The 19,432-nt window shown below is 51.5% G+C and carries 20 protein-coding genes, 1 pseudogene and 1 riboswitch; of the genes and pseudogenes, 11 read left to right on the plus strand and 10 right to left on the minus strand.

The annotated features are described in order from the left end of the window. The gene (urtE, locus tag OGX93_RS03385) at positions 1-699 is read left to right on the plus strand and encodes an urea ABC transporter ATP-binding subunit UrtE (protein ID WP_012132431.1); all 699 of its coding nucleotides are present in this window, start codon (positions 1-3) and stop codon (positions 697-699) included. A gap of 46 nt (positions 700-745) precedes the next feature. On the opposite strand, the gene ydeE is transcribed toward urtE, so the two are convergent. Next, a complete protein-coding gene (gene ydeE, locus OGX93_RS03390; RefSeq protein ID WP_286449518.1) occupies positions 746-1,933 on the minus strand; it encodes an efflux MFS transporter YdeE in 1,188 nt (395 codons plus the stop codon). A 195-nt stretch (positions 1,934-2,128) separates the two neighbouring features. On the opposite strand from ydeE, the gene eamA reads away from it, so the two are divergent. Then, positions 2,129-3,028: an O-acetylserine/cysteine exporter gene (gene eamA / locus OGX93_RS03395; protein ID WP_047457143.1), complete on the plus strand. Its 900-nt coding sequence runs from the start codon at positions 2,129-2,131 to the stop codon at positions 3,026-3,028. Between the two features lie 32 nt (positions 3,029-3,060). Here the strand turns inward: eamA and marB are convergent, their stop codons facing one another. Genes marB through marR form a run of 3 tightly spaced genes read right to left on the minus strand, consistent with a single transcriptional unit; the run spans position 3,061 to position 4,146 of the window. Next, entirely contained in the window at positions 3,061-3,279 is a 219-nt protein-coding gene (gene marB, locus OGX93_RS03400; RefSeq protein ID WP_071258310.1) for a multiple antibiotic resistance protein MarB, read from the minus strand. A gap of 30 nt (positions 3,280-3,309) precedes the next feature. Beyond that, the gene (gene marA / locus OGX93_RS03405) at positions 3,310-3,693 is read right to left on the minus strand and encodes an MDR efflux pump AcrAB transcriptional activator MarA (RefSeq protein ID WP_024130339.1); all 384 of its coding nucleotides are present in this window, start codon (positions 3,691-3,693) and stop codon (positions 3,310-3,312) included. An 18-nt stretch (positions 3,694-3,711) separates the two neighbouring features. Then, a complete protein-coding gene (gene marR, locus OGX93_RS03410) occupies positions 3,712-4,146 on the minus strand; it encodes a multiple antibiotic resistance transcriptional regulator MarR (RefSeq protein ID WP_012132424.1) in 435 nt (144 codons plus the stop codon). Positions 4,147-4,396: 250 nt separating this feature from the next. Between marR and OGX93_RS03415 the strand changes: the two are divergent. Further along, positions 4,397-5,064: pseudogene (locus tag OGX93_RS03415) on the plus strand (MarC family NAAT transporter). 54 nt (positions 5,065-5,118) lie between these two features. Here OGX93_RS03415 and OGX93_RS03420 read toward each other — a convergent pair. The 3 genes from OGX93_RS03420 to ptrR all read right to left on the minus strand — a co-directional run bounded on the left by OGX93_RS03420 (position 5,119) and on the right by ptrR (position 8,369). After that, positions 5,119-6,312 carry a sugar transporter gene (locus OGX93_RS03420; RefSeq protein ID WP_012132421.1) on the minus strand — a complete coding sequence of 398 codons (1,194 nt, stop codon included), beginning with the start codon at positions 6,310-6,312 and terminating at the stop codon, positions 5,119-5,121. 164 nt (positions 6,313-6,476) lie between these two features. Next, positions 6,477-7,421 (minus strand): L-lactate dehydrogenase, encoded by a 945-nt coding sequence (locus OGX93_RS03425; protein WP_024130338.1) that lies wholly within the window; start codon positions 7,419-7,421, stop codon positions 6,477-6,479. An 81-nt stretch (positions 7,422-7,502) separates the two neighbouring features. Further along, entirely contained in the window at positions 7,503-8,369 is an 867-nt protein-coding gene (gene ptrR, locus OGX93_RS03430; RefSeq protein ID WP_115626687.1) for a putrescine utilization regulator PtrR, read from the minus strand. A gap of 104 nt (positions 8,370-8,473) precedes the next feature. Here ptrR and sad point away from each other — a divergent pair, with 104 nt between their 5' ends. From sad to OGX93_RS03455, 5 genes are all read left to right on the plus strand, one after another. After that, positions 8,474-9,862: a succinate-semialdehyde dehydrogenase gene (gene sad / locus OGX93_RS03435; protein WP_012132418.1), complete on the plus strand. Its 1,389-nt coding sequence runs from the start codon at positions 8,474-8,476 to the stop codon at positions 9,860-9,862. Between the two features lie 102 nt (positions 9,863-9,964). After that, positions 9,965-11,554 carry a methyl-accepting chemotaxis protein gene (locus OGX93_RS03440; protein WP_286449519.1) on the plus strand — a complete coding sequence of 530 codons (1,590 nt, stop codon included), beginning with the start codon at positions 9,965-9,967 and terminating at the stop codon, positions 11,552-11,554. A 63-nt stretch (positions 11,555-11,617) separates the two neighbouring features. Continuing rightward, positions 11,618-12,544, plus strand: a complete 927-nt coding sequence (gene glsB / locus OGX93_RS03445) for a glutaminase B (protein ID WP_058669100.1) — start codon at positions 11,618-11,620, stop codon at positions 12,542-12,544. Next, on the plus strand, positions 12,544-12,903 hold the full coding sequence (locus OGX93_RS03450) for a DUF4186 domain-containing protein (RefSeq protein ID WP_060815906.1): 360 nt from the start codon (positions 12,544-12,546) through the stop codon (positions 12,901-12,903). The genes glsB and OGX93_RS03450 overlap by 1 nt, the downstream gene beginning before the upstream one ends. Positions 12,904-13,052: 149 nt before the next feature. Beyond that, the gene (locus OGX93_RS03455) at positions 13,053-14,504 is read left to right on the plus strand and encodes a tagaturonate reductase (RefSeq protein ID WP_286449520.1); all 1,452 of its coding nucleotides are present in this window, start codon (positions 13,053-13,055) and stop codon (positions 14,502-14,504) included. Between the two features lie 159 nt (positions 14,505-14,663). On the opposite strand, the gene OGX93_RS03460 is transcribed toward OGX93_RS03455, so the two are convergent. Beyond that, positions 14,664-14,990, minus strand: a complete 327-nt coding sequence (locus tag OGX93_RS03460; RefSeq protein WP_198448198.1) for a GFA family protein — start codon at positions 14,988-14,990, stop codon at positions 14,664-14,666. A gap of 323 nt (positions 14,991-15,313) precedes the next feature. Here OGX93_RS03460 and OGX93_RS03465 point away from each other — a divergent pair, with 323 nt between their 5' ends. Then, the gene (locus tag OGX93_RS03465; RefSeq protein ID WP_286449521.1) at positions 15,314-15,835 is read left to right on the plus strand and encodes a GNAT family N-acetyltransferase; all 522 of its coding nucleotides are present in this window, start codon (positions 15,314-15,316) and stop codon (positions 15,833-15,835) included. 35 nt (positions 15,836-15,870) lie between these two features. On the opposite strand, the gene OGX93_RS03470 is transcribed toward OGX93_RS03465, so the two are convergent. Continuing rightward, the gene (locus tag OGX93_RS03470) at positions 15,871-16,584 is read right to left on the minus strand and encodes a GNAT family N-acetyltransferase (RefSeq protein WP_012132412.1); all 714 of its coding nucleotides are present in this window, start codon (positions 16,582-16,584) and stop codon (positions 15,871-15,873) included. A 243-nt stretch (positions 16,585-16,827) separates the two neighbouring features. Here OGX93_RS03470 and OGX93_RS03475 point away from each other — a divergent pair, with 243 nt between their 5' ends. Further along, complete coding sequence (locus tag OGX93_RS03475; RefSeq protein WP_286449522.1) at positions 16,828-17,340, plus strand: GNAT family N-acetyltransferase; 513 nt, start codon at positions 16,828-16,830, stop codon at positions 17,338-17,340. A gap of 357 nt (positions 17,341-17,697) precedes the next feature. Here OGX93_RS03475 and OGX93_RS03480 read toward each other — a convergent pair whose 3' ends face one another. Next, entirely contained in the window at positions 17,698-18,477 is a 780-nt protein-coding gene (locus OGX93_RS03480) for an HAD-IIB family hydrolase (RefSeq protein WP_286449523.1), read from the minus strand. Between the two features lie 202 nt (positions 18,478-18,679). Continuing rightward, a riboswitch (Fluoride riboswitch) is annotated at positions 18,680-18,754 on the plus strand. Between the two features lie 236 nt (positions 18,755-18,990). Between OGX93_RS03480 and OGX93_RS03485 the strand changes: the two genes are divergently transcribed. Next, positions 18,991-19,419 (plus strand): universal stress protein, encoded by a 429-nt coding sequence (locus OGX93_RS03485; protein WP_012132409.1) that lies wholly within the window; start codon positions 18,991-18,993, stop codon positions 19,417-19,419. The last annotated feature ends 13 nt before the right edge of the window (positions 19,420-19,432 follow it).

A 19,432-nucleotide genomic window follows, 5' to 3' on the forward strand; every position in this document is an offset into this window, starting at 1 on the left:
ATGTTACAGGTGAATGAACTGAATCAATATTACGGCGGCAGTCATATCCTGCGCGGGGTAAGTTTTGAGGCCCGCATTGGCGAAGTAACCTGTTTGCTTGGGCGTAACGGCGTGGGAAAAACCACCTTACTGAAGTGTCTGATGGGGTTAATCCCGGCACGCACCGGCAATGTGATCTGGCAGGGGAAGAACATCACCCAGCGTAAACCGCATCAGCGCGTGCGGGCCGGTGTCGCCTATGTGCCGCAAGGGCGGGAGATTTTTCCTCGCCTGACGGTAGAGGAAAACCTGCTGTTGGGGCTGTCGCGTTTTTCCGCCCGCGATGCAAAACAGGTGCCGGATGATATTTACGCGCTTTTCCCGGTGCTTAAAGAGATGAAGCACCGGCGAGGGGGCGATCTTTCCGGGGGGCAACAGCAGCAGCTGGCAATTGGCCGGGCGCTGGCCTGCCGTCCTCAGCTGTTAATTCTGGATGAACCGACCGAAGGGATACAGCCGTCGGTGATCAAAGAGATTGGGCAGGTGATTTCACATCTGGCGCGTCAGGGGGATATGGCGATTTTGCTGGTGGAGCAGTTCTATGATTTTGCTGCCCAACTGGCGGATCACTACTTATTGATGTCGCGGGGAAGCATTATTCAGAGCGGCAGGGGCGAGAATATGGAAGCGGAGGGCGTCCGCGGGCTGGTCGCGATCTGAGTTCCGGGACTGCACCGGACGTTATCCGGCACAGTCTGGCGTGCCGTCAGCACATTGCGGGCTGCCCCCAGGGTCTGGCCCGCATCCCTTTTAGCATTAGCGCCCAGGCAAGAATAATCGCAACGATCAGCACCGCAAACAGGGACCAGGGGGGCAAGGTGGTGAGGATCACGCCGCTGACCAGCGGGTTGACCGCCGCGCCGAGCCAGCCAAGCGACTGCGCTGAGAAGTAGCTTGCTTTCATCCCCGCCGGAGCAATGTTATCGATCAGCATATATTCGCCCGGGGCATAAATAACCTCGCCAATGGTAAATACGGCGGCGGAGAGCCCCCAGAGCAGAAGGCTGTTTCCTGAAATCATAAAACCAACCAGCCCAGCCACAAAACAGATTGTGCCGGCCGCCATCGAGGGTCTGATATTTGCGGTCGTTAACCGACGGCCTACGGCATATTGCAGACTAACAACAATCGCCGCGTTGACGGGGAGTACGACAGCCACCACTTTTTCGGCAAAATTACCGTTCGCGACGACCATGACATACTGGGAAATACATGAGGCGAACGCGCCGCTGACAAATGACGCCAGGAAGGCCGACAGGGTAAACCAGAACAGGGCTTTATCGCGTAACAGCACCGATGGCGACCAGACTGACGCCGTTGTTCCTTCAACGGGCGTCTCTGCGCGCTTCACCCAGGTCTGGATAAACACCAGCGGGAAAGCAGAGCAAATGGCCGCAAGCCAGAACGGCAGGTTGATGCTTTGCATGACCAGCAGGGTGCCAAGCGGCGGCCCGACGGTCCAGCCAATATTGAGCACGGTATAGTTGAGGGAAAATATTTTGCTCCTGGTTGTGGCGGAAAGATTGTCGGCAAACCAGGCTTTCAACACGGTGGCAAAGACGGAGTAGGCGCAGTTTATCAGGGCGAAAAGCAGCACCACCAGCGTGACGCTGTGCACCAGGGGGATGGCGATAAAGCCCAGCAAGAACGCCGAAATTGCCAGAAGCATATAGCGCTTTTTATCGAACTTATCCGCGAGGATGCCGAAACCCAGGCTGAAAATCACGCCGATGGTTAACGCTACCGTCATGGCATAGCCGATCAGATCGACGCTCAGATCGTACTGGCGGTTAAGATAGATCGTCATGAACGGAAGCGTGGCGCCGCGCCCAATGGTCAATAACAGTGATGAGGCGAGTAAAGCGAGGGTGGAGCGTCTCAGCGTTGTGTTCATTTTCCTGCCCGACAATGCGTTTCATTATATTTATTGGTGATTTAAAGCAATAGCACGGCAAAAGTGTGATGTATACCCAGGATGTTGTTCGAAAGTACTCGTCCCGCCCTACCTGAATTAATGATCTGTTCCGGGGCGATGATTTCCGTTAACTTAACTTGTTTACAAAAATTTAATATTTGCAGGGGCCGTGGTATGTCGCGTAAAGACGGGTTATTGGCATTACTGGTCGTGGTGGTGTGGGGGCTTAACTTTGTCGTCATCAAAGTCGGGCTGCACAATATGCCGCCGCTGATGCTGGCGGGATTACGTTTTTTGCTGGTCGCGTTTCCGGCTATCTTCTTCGTTGCGCGTCCGAAAATCCCGCTGTCGCTGTTACTCGGCTACGGCCTGACCATCAGTTTTGGTCAATTCGCGTTTCTCTTTTGTGCGATTAAATTCGGAATGCCTGCCGGGCTGGCGTCACTGGTGCTACAGGCGCAGGCGTTTTTTACCATCGTACTGGGCGCGTTTGCGTTCGGCGAGCGCTTGCAGGGCAAACAGGTGGCCGGTATCGCCCTGGCGGTGTTTGGCGTTCTGCTGCTGATAGAAGCCAGCCTCAATGGGCAACATATTGCGATGCTCGGGTTTATGTTAACGCTGGCGGCGGCGTTCTGCTGGGCGTGCGGGAATATTTTCAATAAGAAGATCATGCAACATGCCACTCGCCCGGCGGTGATGTCGCTGGTGGTCTGGAGTGCGCTGATCCCGATTATTCCCTTCTTTCTGGCCTCTTTGATTCTGGACGGTTCTGCGCAGATGGTTCAGAGCCTGATCGCGATTGATATGACGACGATTTTATCGCTGGTGTATCTGGCGTTTGTCGCCACGATTGTCGGTTACGGGATCTGGGGAACGTTGCTCGGACGCTATGAAACCTGGCGTGTGGCGCCGCTGTCTTTGCTGGTGCCGGTTGTGGGGTTGGCCAGCGCGGCCGTGTTGCTTAATGAGACGCTTACCGGGTTACAGTTTCTTGGCGCAGTGCTGATTATGGCGGGTTTGTACATCAACGTGTTTGGTTTTCGGCTGCGCAAAGCGGCGCAGGTAAGGGGATAAAAAAAGCCCCGCAGTGGCGGGGCAAAAACGAATTACAGGCTGTGTCCGTTGTAATACGGCACGCCTAATTCGTCGGATTTATCGCTTCCCGCACCCATATGATTGAAATCGAATGGCGACTGATCATGCGCAGACGGCATGACCATCGCATCGCGATTATTTTGTGTTCCAGGTTGTGCTGTTTGCTCCGCAATGCTTTGGCCAGAGACGACAAGCAGCACAGCCAGCATTGCGGAAGACAGAGATTTCATGATTTCCTCGATTACGTCATTAACAGGCGATTAGCAATTACAATGGTTGAGTGGATGCAAATACCGGGATTCGCCATGCATATTGGTAATACGGTACTTATGCGGTGGAACGTCGAAATAGTTTTTAAATGTCCGGGTCAGCGTCTGCTGTGACTCAAAGCCATAACGTTCCGCCAGGTACAGGATCGGCTCGTTACTTTCTTTTAATTTCTGGGCTATTTCAGTCATTTTGCGACTGCGGATGTACTGGCCTAATGAGTGACCGGTCTCTTTTTTAAACATCCGTTGCAGGTGCCATTTGGAGTAACCTGAACGCTCTGACACTTTTTCCAGTGAGAGCGGCGATTCCAGGTTATCTTCGATCCAGTCCAAAATGCTATGAATGGTAATAGCGTCAGTATTGCGTCTGGACATCGTCATACCTCTTTCTGTTTACGGCAGGATTTTCTTAAGCAAAAGCTCAAGTGTTGCCACTTCATCCGCCGTTAAGTTTTTTGTTAGTTCCTGGTGCAGGTCTTGTCCTACTAACTGATGACATTGCTCACAAATTGCCGCGCCGTGTTCGGTGAGTTTCACCAGCACGCCGCGTTTGTCATGTGGATTTGGCAGTCTTTCGATCCAGCCTTTACAGACCAGCCGATCAAGCATGCGCGTCAATGCGCCGAGATCGACAGACAGCACTTTCTTCAGCTCGACCGGGGTAATGCATACCGCGCAACGGATAGAACAGAGCACCTTAAACTGCGATGCGGTGATATCCAGCGGCGACAGATAGTCGTTCAACAGACGATCTTTTTTCTGATTGACCATGTAGATCAAGCGACCCAGCGGGATGATTTCGTTGAATAGGTCACTGGTGCTTTTCACAATGGTTGCCCCGGCAAGTAGTTAGTCACGGCAGATACTATTGCCCAGGCAAATATAAGTCAATCGAATGAATAAGGGGATGCCACGATTTGCTAAAACGCGTCAGTGCAGGGGCTGCATCACGGGGTAATTTATTAATAATAATTACTGGTTATGCTTATTCGGCATAATGAATGCTTAATGGCGAAACGCCGCGTTTTCCCTTTATACTTGCCGCTTACAACGAGCTTGATGGGGAAGAGATGGCATTATGATGGATTTGTTTAAAGCGATAGGGCTTGGGCTGGTTGTCCTGCTGCCTTTGGCGAACCCGCTAACCACGGTGGCGTTGTTTTTAGGCCTGGCCGGTAATATGAACAGCGCGGAGCGTAACCGTCAGTCGCTGATGGCCTCCGTGTATGTGTTCGCCATCATGATGGTTGCGTATTACGCCGGTCAACTGGTGATGAACACCTTTGGAATTTCCATCCCCGGTTTGCGCATTGCGGGTGGGCTGATTGTCGCCTTTATCGGCTTTCGGATGTTGTTCCCGCAGCAGAAGGCGCACGAATCGCCGGAGGCGAAAAGCAAGTCAGAAGAGCTGGAGGATGAGCCTTCTGCCAATATCGCTTTTGTTCCGCTGGCGATGCCGAGCACCGCAGGGCCGGGGACGATCGCGATGATCATCAGTTCGGCCTCTACCGTACGTCACGGCGTCGATTTTCCTGGCTGGGTTATTCTGGTGGCGCCACCGCTTATTTTTCTGGCGGTGTCAGTGATTCTGTGGGGTTCTCTGCGCAGCTCAGGGGCGATTATGCGCCTGGTCGGCAAGGGGGGAATTGAAGCTATTTCCCCCGCCTGATGGGCTTCTTACTGGTCTGTATGGGCGTGCAGTTTATCATTAACGGCGTGCTGGAAATTATTAAGACTTACCATTAAGTCAGGATTCCCCCCCGAAAGTCTCAGTAGTATTCAGTCGGGGGGAACTTATCCTCAATGCTGCGGCTGTTCTTCCAGCGAAACAGGCCAGCGGCGAAAGATAATGATCGACCACACCAGCGCCGCCAGGGCTGGCACTGCGCCAACGTAGCCAATAGTGGACATCGACCAGTGTAAACTCACCTGATTCCCCACCAATGCGCCAGCGCCAATGCCAATATTAAAAATGCCTGAGAACAGCGCCATTGCCACATCGGTGGCGTCCGGCGCCAGTGCCAGGACTTTCACCTGCATCCCCAGGCCTATCACCATAATGGCGATGCCCCAGAAAATACTCAGCACGGCAAGATGGCTTTCGCTGTCTGCTGCGGGCAGCAGGAGCATCAGGCAAATCACCAGCAGCATAATGGCAATGCTGATAAGCGGCGAGGCGTACTGATTACCCAGTTTGCCGAATACCACGCTGCCGATAATCCCGGCGCCGCCGAGGATCAGCAGTAATACCGTGGCAAAGTTTGCGCTCAGACCCGCCACCGTTTGTACAAACGGTTCAATATAGCTGTATGCCGTATAGTGTGCGGTGACCACTACGACCGTCAGTAAATAAATACTCATTAGCGCCGGGCGACGGAACAGCAGCGGCAGACTTTTTAGTGACCCAGAATGTTCGCTGGGCAATTTCGGCAGCAGTTTGATCAGGCATACCAGCGTGATTAACGCCCCTATACCAATGGCGAAGAACGTTGTTCGCCAGCCGAAGTATTGACCAACAATACGCCCGATAGGCAGCCCCAGCACCATCGCCAGCGCGGTTCCGGTGGCGATCAGACTCAGTGCCTGCGCGCGTTTGCCTGGCGGCGCAAGGCGAATGGCCAGCGAAGCGGTAATAGACCAGAAGACAGCGTGTGCAAACGCGATCCCGATGCGGCTGATTACCAGCACGGTAAAATTCCATGCCAGGAAGGAGAGCACATGGCTGGCAATGAAGAGAACAAACAGGCAGATTAGCAGTTTACGCCGCTCAACCTGACTGGTCAGCAACATAAAGGGCAACGACATCAGCGCCACAACCCAGGCATAGATCGTCAGCATAATCCCGACCTGCGCGGTCGGCATAGCAAAACTTCGGGCGATGTCCGACAGTAAGCCAACAGGGACAAACTCTGTGGTATTGAAAATAAAAGCGGCAATAGCAAGCGTAACTACCCGTAGCCACGCGACCTTGCGGGAAACAGTGTTTGTTGTCATAAGAGTAAATCGGGTTAGTTGCGAAAAGGCGAGGTCACGATCTTAAAACGTTTGCTGGCGAAAATACAATCATTTTGTGATGTATGTCTCATTATCGTTGGTGAGCCGATTGATGAAACAAACGAAATGGCGTCCGGGTATGGAAATCATCCCGGACACCGTATTCAGGGGAGTTTTGCGATATTCGCTTTGATGACTTCGGCGGAGTATCTGAATTTCGCCAGCTCATCATCGGCTAACTGTAATTCGATAATTTGTTGAACACCGCTTTGAGTCAGCACCGCCGGTACGCCGATGGCGACGCCGTCAACGCCGTATTCCCCCTCCAGTACGCAGGAGATGGCCAGCGCCCGATGGCTTCCGGTGAAGACGTTCCGGCAAATTTCCGCAATGGTTCCGGCAATACCATATTCAGTGCAGCCCTTGCGGTTATAGATTTCAAACCCATGTTTGCGCACTTTTTCCGCCATCGCCTCGACGTCCAGGATTTTACCCGTACGGCGTTGATAAACGTCTGCAATCGGAGAACCGTAGACGGAGGAGTGGGACCAGACCGGGAATTGCGTATCGCCATGCTCTCCCAGAATAAAGGCATCGATGCTTTGCGCGCCGATATCCAGTTCCTGCGCCAGCGCGCGCCGTAAACGGGTGGTGTCCAGCCAGACGCCAGTGCCGATTACCTGGCTGCGCGGCAGGCCTGATAGCGTCCATACCTGCCAGGTAATGATATCGCAAGGATTGGTGGCGATAAGAAAGATGCCGTTAAAGCCGCCATCCATCATTTCCGGCACGATCTTTTGGACGATCCGCGCAGTGTTGTTCAGCTCATCAAGCCGTGTTTGCCCTGGTTTTAATGCGCCGCCGGAAACGGTAATCACGGCGATATCGACATCGGCGCATTCATGCGCCTCCCGGGTGGAAATGGTCATCATCCCCGGCATATAGGCCGCTGCATCGGCGAGATCCAAAGCATGGCCTTCCGAACGATCTCTGTTCAAATCGACCAGAATCAGTTCTTCACAAATATTCTGATTGAGCAGAGCGTAAGCTGCTGATGCGCCAACATTACCTGCCCCAATGATCATCACTTTACGCGCTTTGGTGTTCATGACTGTTCCATATCCGTTTTCGTCTTGCGCAGTATAAAACGCTTCTCCCGGCAGGCGTAGCCCCAAACCCATAGGATAATGCTATGGCTGCGAGGACGGATTCAGCAGGGCGATAAACGCGTCCAGTTGACGGGTCATTGCCCCGCGACGCCACACAAGCCAGGTGTCCAGCCATCGCCACTCTTCGCTCAACGGCCAGGCTTCAACCTGATGATGCCCGGGCATACTTTCCAGCATGGTACGAGGGATCAGCGCGATGCCCGCTCCGGCGATAACGCACGCCAGCATGCCGTGGTACGACTCCATTTCATGAATGGTGCCGGGCATCGCGCGATCGGCATGAAACCAGCTTTCAAAGTGACGGCGATAAGAGCAGTTTGCGCGAAAGGCGTAGATATTGCTGCCATTCACGTCTTTTGCCCGCCGTACGGGGGAATGCCCATGAGGGGCGACAATCATCATCTCTTCACGGTATACCGGCATACCTTCAAGACCCGGATGAGTAATCGGGCCATCAACAAACGCTGCGTTAAGTCTGCCTTTCAGAACGCCTTCGAGCATTGTCCCGGAAGGCCCGGTAGAGAGGGCGAACTGGATTTTGGGGTAACGCTGATTGTACCCGGCAAGCGTGGCCGGGATGCGTACCGCTGCGGTGCTTTCCAGCGCGCCGAGTGAAAATAGTCCCTGAGGTTCATCACCGGCGACCACCATTCGCGCTTCATCAACCAGCGCCAGGATCTGCTGGCTGTAGCGCAGAAAGTTATGTCCGGCGGGAGAAAGGCGCAGCCGCTGACTTTCACGAATAAACAGATCCACGCCAAGATCGGCCTCAAGCTGGCGGATTCGCGTAGTGAGGTTCGACGGGACGCGATGCACCTTCGCCGCCGCCTGCGTAATACTGCCGGTTTCGGCCACGGCATTGAACATTTCCAGCTGAGTCAGATCCATAGTTTTCTCTTTTTGTGAACGCAGTGCTTAATATTATTCATTTTTCAGAAAGAGTAAATGCGCCCATTATGCAGGCATATCCCGCAACGTAGAGAGACAAACCGATGACGATGACACCTGCTACACATGCGATTTCCGTGGACCCGACAACCGGTGAAACGCTGGCGATGATGCCGTGGGCCAGCGCTGATGATATTGAAAATGCACTCACTCTGGCTGCCCGTGGATTTGAGGAATGGAAACGCACGACGGTGGCATACCGGGCGCAGAAACTTCGCGATATCGGGCAAGCGCTGCGTAATCATACAGACGAGATGGCGCACAGTATTTCCCGTGAGATGGGAAAACCGATCCGGCAGGCGCGCGCCGAGGTGGCGAAATCTGCGGCGCTCTGTGACTGGTATGCAGAACATGGCCCCGCGATGCTTAACCCGGAACCGACGCTGGTGGAAAATCAGCAGGCGGTGATTGCATATCGTCCGCTGGGGACAATACTGGCGGTCATGCCGTGGAACTTTCCGCTCTGGCAGGTATTACGCGGGGCGATTCCCATCCTGCTGGCGGGTAACGGCTATTTACTAAAACATGCGCCGAATGTGATCGGTTGCGCTGAACGTATTGCGCAGATCTTCGCCGATGCCGATATTCCGGCGGGCGTTTATGGCTGGGTAAATGCCAGTAACGACGGCGTTAGCCAGATGATTAACGATCCCCGTATTGCCGCCGTGACGGTAACGGGCAGCGTGCGTGCCGGGGCCGCGATTGGTGCGCAGGCCGGGGCTGCGCTGAAAAAATGCGTGCTTGAACTGGGCGGTTCCGATCCGTTTATCGTTCTTAACGATGCCGACCTGGATCTGGCTGTTAAAGCCGCTGTCGCCGGTCGCTATCAAAATACCGGGCAGGTATGCGCGGCGGCGAAGCGCTTTATTGTTGAAGAGGGGATTGCCGGGGAATTTACTGAACGGTTTGTTGCCGCCGCCAGCGCACTGAAAATGGGCGATCCGCTGGCGGAAGAGAACGATCTCGGTCCTATGGCGCGTTTTGATCTACGGGATGAGCTGCATCAGCAAGTGGAGGCATCAATAGCAGAAGGCGCGCGTTTATTACTGGGCGGTGAAAAGCTCGCCGGGGAAGGCAACTATTATGCCATTACGGTTCTGGGCGATGTGACGCCTGAGATGACGGCATTTCGTCAGGAGTTGTTTGGACCCGTGGCGGCGATTACCGTGGCGAAGAATGCCGAACATGCCTTGCAACTGGCTAATGACAGCGACTTTGGGTTGTCGGCGACGCTGTTCACTGCGCGTGATGCACTGGCTCAGGAGATGGCATCGCGCCTGGAATGTGGCGGGGTGTTTATCAATGGATACAGCGCCAGCGATCCGCGAGTGGCATTTGGCGGCGTGAAGAAAAGCGGCTTTGGTCGTGAGCTCTCCCATTTTGGCCTGCATGAGTTTTGCAACGTACAAACTGTCTGGAAAAACCGTCTGTGATCATTCTGGCGTCTTCTTGAGGCGCCATGTCACATTACTGCAATAGTTCTGTCATTTTCTCTCCGTACACTCGCGCATAACGCATTGATACAGAAGAATATCATGAACTTAACGCAAATTTTTCGAGGCTTAATTCGTCGTTTCACTCCCCGCCAGTTTGGTCTGTTAACGGGAATATTTTGCATTATCGCGCTGTTTTCTATTTTGCAGGTTGCGTCATCCCTGATGCTGTCGTTTTCCGTGCGAGACGCTCAGCGTAACGAACAACGTAACCAGCAGGCACTGCTGCAACAAACGAAGGTGGATGAGGCGAGGGTAGCGCTGTTGTCCGCAAGCGATCTGCTGAACCGGGCGGGCGTTTACTTTATGCAGGATGCCGCAACGGGATCAGAAGGCAGCTGGCGCCCGTTGATGGATGAAGCTCAGCAGGCGCTGGTAGAGTCAAAAACGGCCTGGGATGCCTGGCTTGCAATGGCCCCTCATAAAGACGACGGCCTGATTGAGAGTTATCAGCGTTTTTATAGCGGTATTCAGGAACAGGCGGATGGTTTGAGCCAGACTAACGCCATCGACGCGTTCTTTGCTGTTCCTGTTCAGGCGTTTCAGACAGATTTCAATGAAAACTATGCTCGCTTTCAGCAAGAGAGCGGGCGTCAGACAGAGGGTGGCAGGCAGCAGCTGATTGCCAGCCTGGAAGGGTTGCAGCACCTCTTTTTGTTCATCCCGTTTGTGCTGGTGGTGATTGCCCTGCTGGTCTGGAGCGGCATGTCTCGTTGGGTTATTTCTCCGCTGCGCCGCCTGATCGCCCATATTAATATTCTGGCCGCAGGCGATCTGTCCGAACCAATGCCGAAGGTGAGCGGGTTTAACCGCGAGGTCGCGCAACTCAGTTCACGCATTGATGCGATGCAACAGGGGCTGAGGCAGCTGGTGCAGCAGGTGAGCGATGCCACCGCCGCAATGGTCGGCAACATCGATCAGCTTGCGCAGAGCAACAAACAGCTTTATCAGCAATCGGCGAAACAGAGCGAAGAGTTAAGTAGTGTCACCTCGCATATCTCGTTTCTGGAAACGCATGTCGAGGACAATAGCGGCTTTGCCAGACTGGCTAATCAACGTGCAGCCGAGGCGCGTCAGGTAGCGGCTGGCGGCGATCGTATGATGGAAACTGTTAACCGTTCGATGCAGGCGATTGTTGAGCGATCGTCAGAAATGCGCGGGATCATCTCTCTGATTGACAGCGTCGCGTTCCAGACCAATATCCTGGCGCTGAACGCGGCTATCGAAGCGGCCCATGCCGGAGAACAAGGTCGCGGATTTGCCGTGGTGGCAAAAGAAGTGGGGCTGCTGGCTCGTAAAAGCAGTCAGTCCACGCAGAACATACAGGAACTTATCCACCACTCCTTGCAGGGAATCGAGGAAGGTTCACATGCGGTTAATCGTCTGGAAGAAAATTTACAGCAGGTGATTTCGTTAGTAGACAATCTGGGCATACTGTTGAATGACATCTCTGGCGCCACGTTAAGCCAGGGGGACAGCATCCACCAGATGACGGGGCAGCTACAGGCGCTTAACCGTGCGGCGCAAGAGACCAGCAGCCTGGTAAATACCGCATCGGCGTCATCGCTGCAACTGCATCATGAATCTCATCAGCTTCTGAACGCGGTGGCGCGATTTCGTCTTTCTGCCTGACGCCGCACATTCAGCTCTGTTATACTCGCAGGCCTTTTCAGACCTGCGAGCAAGGAGCACATTGTGGCCAGGGCCATGGACAATTCAATTTTAGAGACCATCCTTCAGCAGGTGCGCCCGTTGATTGGACAGGGGAAAGTGGCTGATTACATCCCTGCGCTGGCTTCTGTCGATGGATCAAAACTGGGGATCGCCATTTGCACCGTTGACGGGCAATACTATCAGGCTGGCGATGCGCAGGAACGCTTCTCAATACAATCCATATCAAAGGTGCTGAGTCTGGTGGTGGCGATGCGTCACTACCCGGAAGAGGAAATCTGGCAACGTGTCGGAAAAGATCCCTCCGGGTCGCCATTCAATTCCTTGGTGCAACTGGAACTGGAGCAAGGGATACCGCGTAACCCGTTCATTAATGCCGGCGCGCTGGTGGTTTGCGATATGCTGCAAGGGCGACTGAGCGCGCCGCGCCAGCGTATGCTGGAAGTGGTTCGGGCGCTTAGCGGCGTATCGGATATTGCGTATGACGTCACAGTTGCCCGTTCTGAATTTGAGCACTCCGCACGCAATGCCGCTATTGCCTGGCTGATGAAGTCATTTGGTAATTTCCAGCATGATGTCACTACCGTTTTGCAAAATTACTTTCACTACTGCGCGTTGAAAATGAGCTGTGCGGAACTGGCGCGTACATTTGTTTTTCTGGCCAGACAGGGGCAGGCGTTTCACCTTGATGAACCGGTTGTCTCGCCGATGCAGGCCCGACAAATCAACGCGCTGATGGCAACCAGTGGAATGTACCAGAACGCAGGCGAATTTGCCTGGCGAGTAGGATTACCTGCCAAGTCAGGCGTTGGCGGTGGGATTGTGGCGATTGTCCCGCACGAAATGGCGATTGCGGTATGGAGCCCTGAACTGGATCCGGCGGGCAACTCCCTGGCGGGTATTGCGGTACTCGAACAACTCACCCAACAATTAGGTCGTTCGGTTTACTGATGAACGCGCTTGATCCACTTTTTTCTCGCCTGTCACGTTCGCCATTTCGCTCGCGGTTTCGTCTTGGCGCAAAAGAAAGGCAGTATTGCTGGGATAAAGGCGCGCAGGTTATTGATCAACATGCCGCCGAGTTTATTGCTAAGCGGCTGGCCCCGGCTTTTCCGCGCAACGATGGTAAACAAACGCCGATGCGCGGCCACCCCGTATTTATTGCCCAACACGCGACGGCGACCTGCTGCCGTGGTTGTCTGGCGAAATGGCACAACATTCCTCAGGGAGAATCGCTGAGTGAAGAACAGCAGCAGTATGTTGTCGCCGTCATTCACCACTGGCTGGTTATCCAGATGAATCAGCCGTAAATCTCCGCGTCGTGAGAGATGTTAAAGCATAAAACAGTTTTGATTAATCGTGACTACTTGATCAAAACAGGGTTTCAATATCATAAAGTTTGCTAACCTGTTCTACCAATTCAAACAGGTTGTATGACTAATTAAGAAGGGAACCCATTGTGAAAACTCTAAACCGTCGCGATTTTCCCGGTGCCTGCTATCCTGAGCGCATCATTCAGTTTGGTGAGGGAAACTTCCTGCGCGCCTTTGTTGACTGGCAAGTTGATCTGCTGAATGAACATACCGATTTGAACGCCGGAGTGGTCATTGTTCGCCCTATCGAAAGCACGTTTCCGCCGTCATTGAGTACCCAGGACGGGCTCTATACCACGATTATTCGTGGTTTGAATGAAAAGGGCGAGGCGGTTAGCGACGCGCGTTTGATCCGTTCTGTTAACCGTGAAATCAGCGTCTATGAGGATTACGATGAATTCCTGAAACTGGCGCATAACCCGGACATGCGTTTTGTTTTCTCTAATACCACAGAAGCCGGTATTAGCTACCATGCCGGTGACGCATTTGATGACACGCCCGCGGTCAGCTACCCCGCGAAGCTGACGCGGCTGCTGTTTGAACGTTATACCTGTTTTGACGGCGCGCTTGATAAAGGCTGGATTATCATTCCTTGTGAACTGATTGATTACAATGGCGAGGCGTTGCGCGAGCTGGTACTGCGTTACGCTCAGGAGTGGAGCTTGTCCGCTGCGTTTGTGCAGTGGCTGGATCAGGCGAACACCTTTTGTTCCACGCTGGTTGACCGGATTGTGACCGGATATCCGCGTGATGAAGTGACGCAACTTGAAGCGGAACTTGGCTATCACGATGCTTTTCTCGATACTGCGGAACATTTTTATCTGTTTGTGATTCAGGGGCCAAAAAAGGTAGCGTCTGAGCTGCGTCTTGATAAGTATCCGCTCAACGTGCTGATTGTTGATGACATCAAGCCGTACAAAGAGCGTAAGGTCGCGATCCTGAATGGTGCGCATACGGCGCTGGTGCCCGTTGCGTTCCAGGCCGGGCTGGATACCGTTGGTGAAGCCATGAATGACCGCGACATTTGCGCCTTTGTTGAAAAAGCCATCTATGAAGAGATTATTCCGGTGCTGGACTTACCTCGCGACGAGCTAATGTCGTTCGCCAGTGCGGTGACGGGGCGTTTCCAGAATCCGTATATTAAACACCAGTTGTTGTCGATTGCGTTAAATGGCATGACTAAATTTCGCACCCGTATTTTACCGCAGCTACTGGCAGGGCAGCAGGTCAGCGGCGTTTTACCGGCGCGCCTGACGTTTGCGCTTGCGGCGCTGATCGCATTTTATCGTGGTGAACGTCGCGGCGAGACGTATCCGCTCCAGGATGATGCGCACTGGATTGAGCGCTATCAACAGTTGTGGCATCAACATAGCGACGGTCTTATCAGCACACAGGATTTGGTTCATGCCGTGCTGGCCGTGGACGCGCATTGGGAGCAGGATCTGACGCACGTTGCAGGTCTGGTCGAACAGGTTACGACCGACCTGGATGCAATCCTGACGAAAGGGATGCGTGAAGCGGTAAAACCGCTGTGCTAATCATCTGACCCGGCTGCGGCCGGGTTTTGTTTTCATGTTATTTAGTTACAACATACTTTTGAGGGGAAATTAATCGCTGTCTGAAACTTCCGTGCGTTTACCCGTCAGGCAGAAAAGGGAGGGCTGGCGAAACAGGCAGACAGGGTGAGGGCGATGCGCTCAATGCGCATGAAGATCTTCATCCTGAGGCTCGTCAAATACGCCAGTTAACAACGCAACGGTAGGCGCATCATCAATTGCGCCTACTGAACTTCCGCAGTGAGAACAAAATGCCCGACTGGAGATATTCGAAGAGCGCCAGACCGCAGGCTTGTCTCCTTGTCCTGTCCACGTCACATCCTGAGCGTCGAACTCGACCCAACTGACAGAATATGCACCTGTATGTTTTTGGCAAATCGAGCAGGAACAGGTATGTGGATTTTTCGGCGCTACCGCCGAAAAACGGATAAAACCGCACAGACAGCCGCCAGTATAGACTTTGCTCATCGTCATTTCCGTTAAACATTCATTTCCCGACACTATCAGATGATCCCACACTCAACCAGTGATGAATGGCAGAAAGGAGAACAGACGCAGGACCATAATGACAAAGCGGGATCTGTGTTGCAACGGAGGCTAAACAGATATCTCAATGGCTGGAAAACCGTGTCTATCTGTCTATTGGAATTTGCCAGCGACAGCGCATTTGTTGCGTTTTTCCGTCAACACACGGGATTAACGCCAACGCGTTATCCACAGAAAGTTTTGGACGGAATGAGTGGATAACTCAGTTACAATAGAAGCAACGTAAGCATAATGAGTGGAAAATAATGTCTGCTATCGTCACGGAAAGATTCATTTTGCGCCCTCAAGTCATCACAGATTATGGTGTATGGTATCCGATGTATTCAGACCCTAAAATATTTCATCTGGTTAATGCCCCAGGCTTTACGCCAGAAGAGGCATGGAACCGCCTGTTGAGAAACATCGGGCATTGGTCTGTTTTTGGTTACGGTATATTTTCTATTTTTCAAAAGTCTGACGGCACGTTTTTAGGCGAAACAGGACTGGCTAATTTTCATCGTGGCATTGATGAAAACTTTGAGAACTGTGTCGAGGCATCATGGGTTATTTCACGTTCAGCTCAGGGGGCTGGCGTAGCAAAGGAAGCCGCTGCCGCTGCACATCAGTGGTTTGTCCATTTGTTTTCACCCTCGAAGACAATTTGTCTTATCGCAAAGAATAACATTCCGTCCATTCGTGTTGCTGAGCATGTGGGCTACCGTATTTATGATGAATGCTTATACAAAGGCGCTGAGTGTTTAAAACTTGAATGCTTATGGGATAAATAAAAGCATGGGCCGTCGTCACGGCCCCGTATTCCTGATTACACTTCAGGCTCCGCCAGATAGTGCCGTAAAGGGTGAATCTGATGTCCACGTTCGTCGAGATTTTCCGTTCTTAGCCAGACAGATATCGCACTGGATATCTTCGGCCACTCGGCGCTAATAATTGAATATGTTGCGATATCCACGCTCCTTGATTTTATGATTTGCTTATCACGTAAGATACCTTCTTTCCGAAACCCAATTCTTTCAGCAGCATTCATTCCAGCATGATTAAGCGTGTCTGTTTGCCACTCACAACGACGATATTTAAGGACATCAAAAACATACATCAGTAAAAGATAAATTGCTTCCGTGCTTAAAAAGGTGCGTTTTATCGCTGGCGTGAGATGTACATATCCGATTTCCGCAACGCCATTATTCTTGTCTATATTAAAAAGGGCGAGGGTGCCTCGGGCTTTCGCAGATTTATTTTCTATTATGGCATAATATGAAATTCCGCCCTGACTGATGATGCGTTTGATATAGTCAAAGGTTGCTTGCCTTGTCTCGGGGCGTTCATCAGGAAGATAAGTCCAGTCCCGTGGGTCTTCTATGCTATGCCAGCCCTGATAAAGATCATCACAGTGGTAAGTCGCAAGGGGTTGTAAGTGACAGTAACGGCCTGACAACTGGCGCGTGTCAGGTAAAATAAAATCAAGGTTACCCTCAAGATGTCTGCCTACATATTGACCGAAGATATTAAGCTCTTTCATACTCTTCTCCTTAAAATAATAACGACAAGGATTTAAACGAGTAATATCGGTATGTTTATGTGAGTAAGCGACAGGTTCCTTAGTATGTTAACAACAACTGATGGATGTACCCGATGAAAACATTATATATTAACCATAGCATATTTTAATCTTGCTACAGCACTTCTGAGCGCTTTGTGATAAATATCATATTCAGCATTATGTTGTGCGTTAACTTAAATTTAAGCCATTTCAGGAGAGTGTATGAACTTGACCATACGTTATGCTGTACCTGCCGATACCCCGACATTGCAAACGCTGGGGAAGTCAAGTTATTACCATCATTTCAAAGAGTTATGGGATTGTCCTGTAGAGCTTCGACAATTTATTGACAGTGAGTACGCGCCGGACCAACTTGAAAATAGTTTAAATGATCAGTCAGTTACCTGGCTCATTGCGGAAAGCGATAAGCCAGTAGGTTTTGCAAAGATAAGCTGGGACCGTCCAGTTAGCGGTGGTAATCACTCAGGAGCGCTCTTAAACAAACTGTATTTTGCACCCGGAGAAACCGGTAAAGGATATGGCCGAATTCTTTTCGAAAAAGCTATCGAGATAGCAAGGCATAAGGAGCAGCATTTTTTCTGGTTGCAGGTTCTTAAGGGTAACGACAGCGGGCGTCGGTTTTATGAATCCCTGGGGATGCAGCATCTTGCGGATGAGGAATTCACAACGCCTAAGCAAAAAAGCGTGCTACATGTATTTGGAAAATGTATTTAGACATCGCGGGAAGTGCCGGAGATGTGAAACAGAGCCCCAGAATCAACGGAGTCGTGCTGGAGAAAGTGCTTCAGAGACTATAGCGACCAGCACAAGGATGACTACAAAACCACAGATTCTCCCTTTATCCTCTTTAGTGCGCATAATGTATATTATGTTAAATTGAATTTATGACGCCCAATACAGGCTTACTCCCTTGACTCATAATGCATCCCTCGCCTTTTTCTGCATGCCTTCCATCGTGTCCTGTGTGAATTCTGCAAACTGTTCGGTTATCCTGCGTCAGATTTCATGTAGCGCACGCATTAAAAACCCGGCCACTGTGACCGGATAAGCCAATGGGATCTGCGTTTCTCACTATCTGGCGGCAATTACCGCATCTGCAATTTCCACAAAACCAGCACCTCCCGGGCCACGGGTAATCCACTGCGGAGGTTTCGGGATTTGATCAAGGTAATCTGATACCGTGCTCACTCCAACCGTATGTTCAAAGAATGAAAACATCGGCGCATCATTCGTCGAGTCGCCGCTATACAATACGGCAGAACGTTCGGCATCAATGTCGAGATCGTAAAAATCCCTGAGCACTCGTCGGGCCATAGATAACTTGTCATATTCTCCAGACCAGCCAAGAATCCAGAGATTGTTTACGGTGGTTGTAGCGCCTGCTTGCGTCAATGCGTTAAGTATTAATGAACACTGATGGGCTTCTGGCGGTTTAGCAAAGGCAATGGACGTCATCCTGAAAGGTTGATCGTCGGCAAAATGAGCGGTAGGAATTTCCCTTTTTATCTGTTCCCCAATTTGCGTCAGGCGCTCAGCGACGTCAGGATATTTTTCTGTGCCGTGCCAGAAGAAACGCTCAATGCCATGACCGTCATTTCGCCTTCTGAAAAACACACCGCCATTTTCACCAATGACGCCATCAACTGGCCACATCCGTGCCATCTGGTCGCACCAGCCTGCGGGCGCGGCTGTGACCGGTATCACTTTGACTCCCGCGTTCTGCAATCGTTCCAGCGCCAGATAGGTTTCAGCCGCAAGGCGCCCCTTGTAAGTCAGCGTTTCATCCATGTCTGTGAGAACAAAACGCACATGTTTAAATGTTGACGAATCTGCGGAACAGATCTCTTTCATAAGCACACTCGAAGACTTGTAGATACAATAATTGTCTATAATTAAACGACTTATGGAATTGTTAAAGTCAAAATCGTACTAAGTTATAATTTTTATTGCGTTATTTACGCCGCAGATTTCGTTGACTACCCTCTCCTTCTTCGCGATCCATGCGCAACAGATTTACTTCTCATTGATTTCCGCCTGAACCTGCTATACGCTTAGTTCACAAGGTGATGGTGTTCCACCTTTCCCAACCGCCGGTTCGCTCGAATCGGATGATGACGCCTGATATACAACTGTTGCTGTTTTTCTTAGGCATGTATGTCGGGTATCGCTATGAATAGTAAAACAACCACTTCATTACTTCCTGAATCTCATCTTTTTGAAAAGAAAGATGTTATCCATGCCTTTGACTATCACAACATCAGTAACAACGTAGCGCTCACCGGCTCTTGTTATGTCCATCGGCCCGTCTGCAACACATTGTTCATTTGCGATGCTGAGCGTTTCTCATTACTTGAGAGGTGGCGTATGCATATGTACAAACACGCATTATTACTGGTCCAGAATGAAATCGATGGTGTGCTGTTGCTGCACCATGCTGAACGTCTGGCAAAAGAAATGGGGACTCAGATCACCCTCGGGCATATCAGTTCTGATTACCGGGAGCTGGATTACACGAGTGATGCTTTAACCCGGGATCGGCAATCACATGAAGTGATCGAGGCCAAAGCGATGCTCAGTCGCCTGGCGGAATCCAGCAGTATTCATGTGCAAGTGAAATCAATTATCAGCATTCAACGTTTCAAAGATGTTGAAGCGGTTATCCAACATGAGGATATCGACCTGGTCATGCTGGGTCATAAGAATCGCCTGTTTGGGGTTTTTTCCTCGTTCTCTTTTGAGTTCATCAATCATCTCTCGGTTGATGTGCTGATTAAACATATATCCACTCCATAAAATAAGGTCATTT

The organism is Citrobacter sp. CK195, from assembly GCF_030333365.1.
Taxonomy (GTDB): Bacteria; Pseudomonadota; Gammaproteobacteria; order Enterobacterales; family Enterobacteriaceae; genus Citrobacter_B; species Citrobacter_B koseri.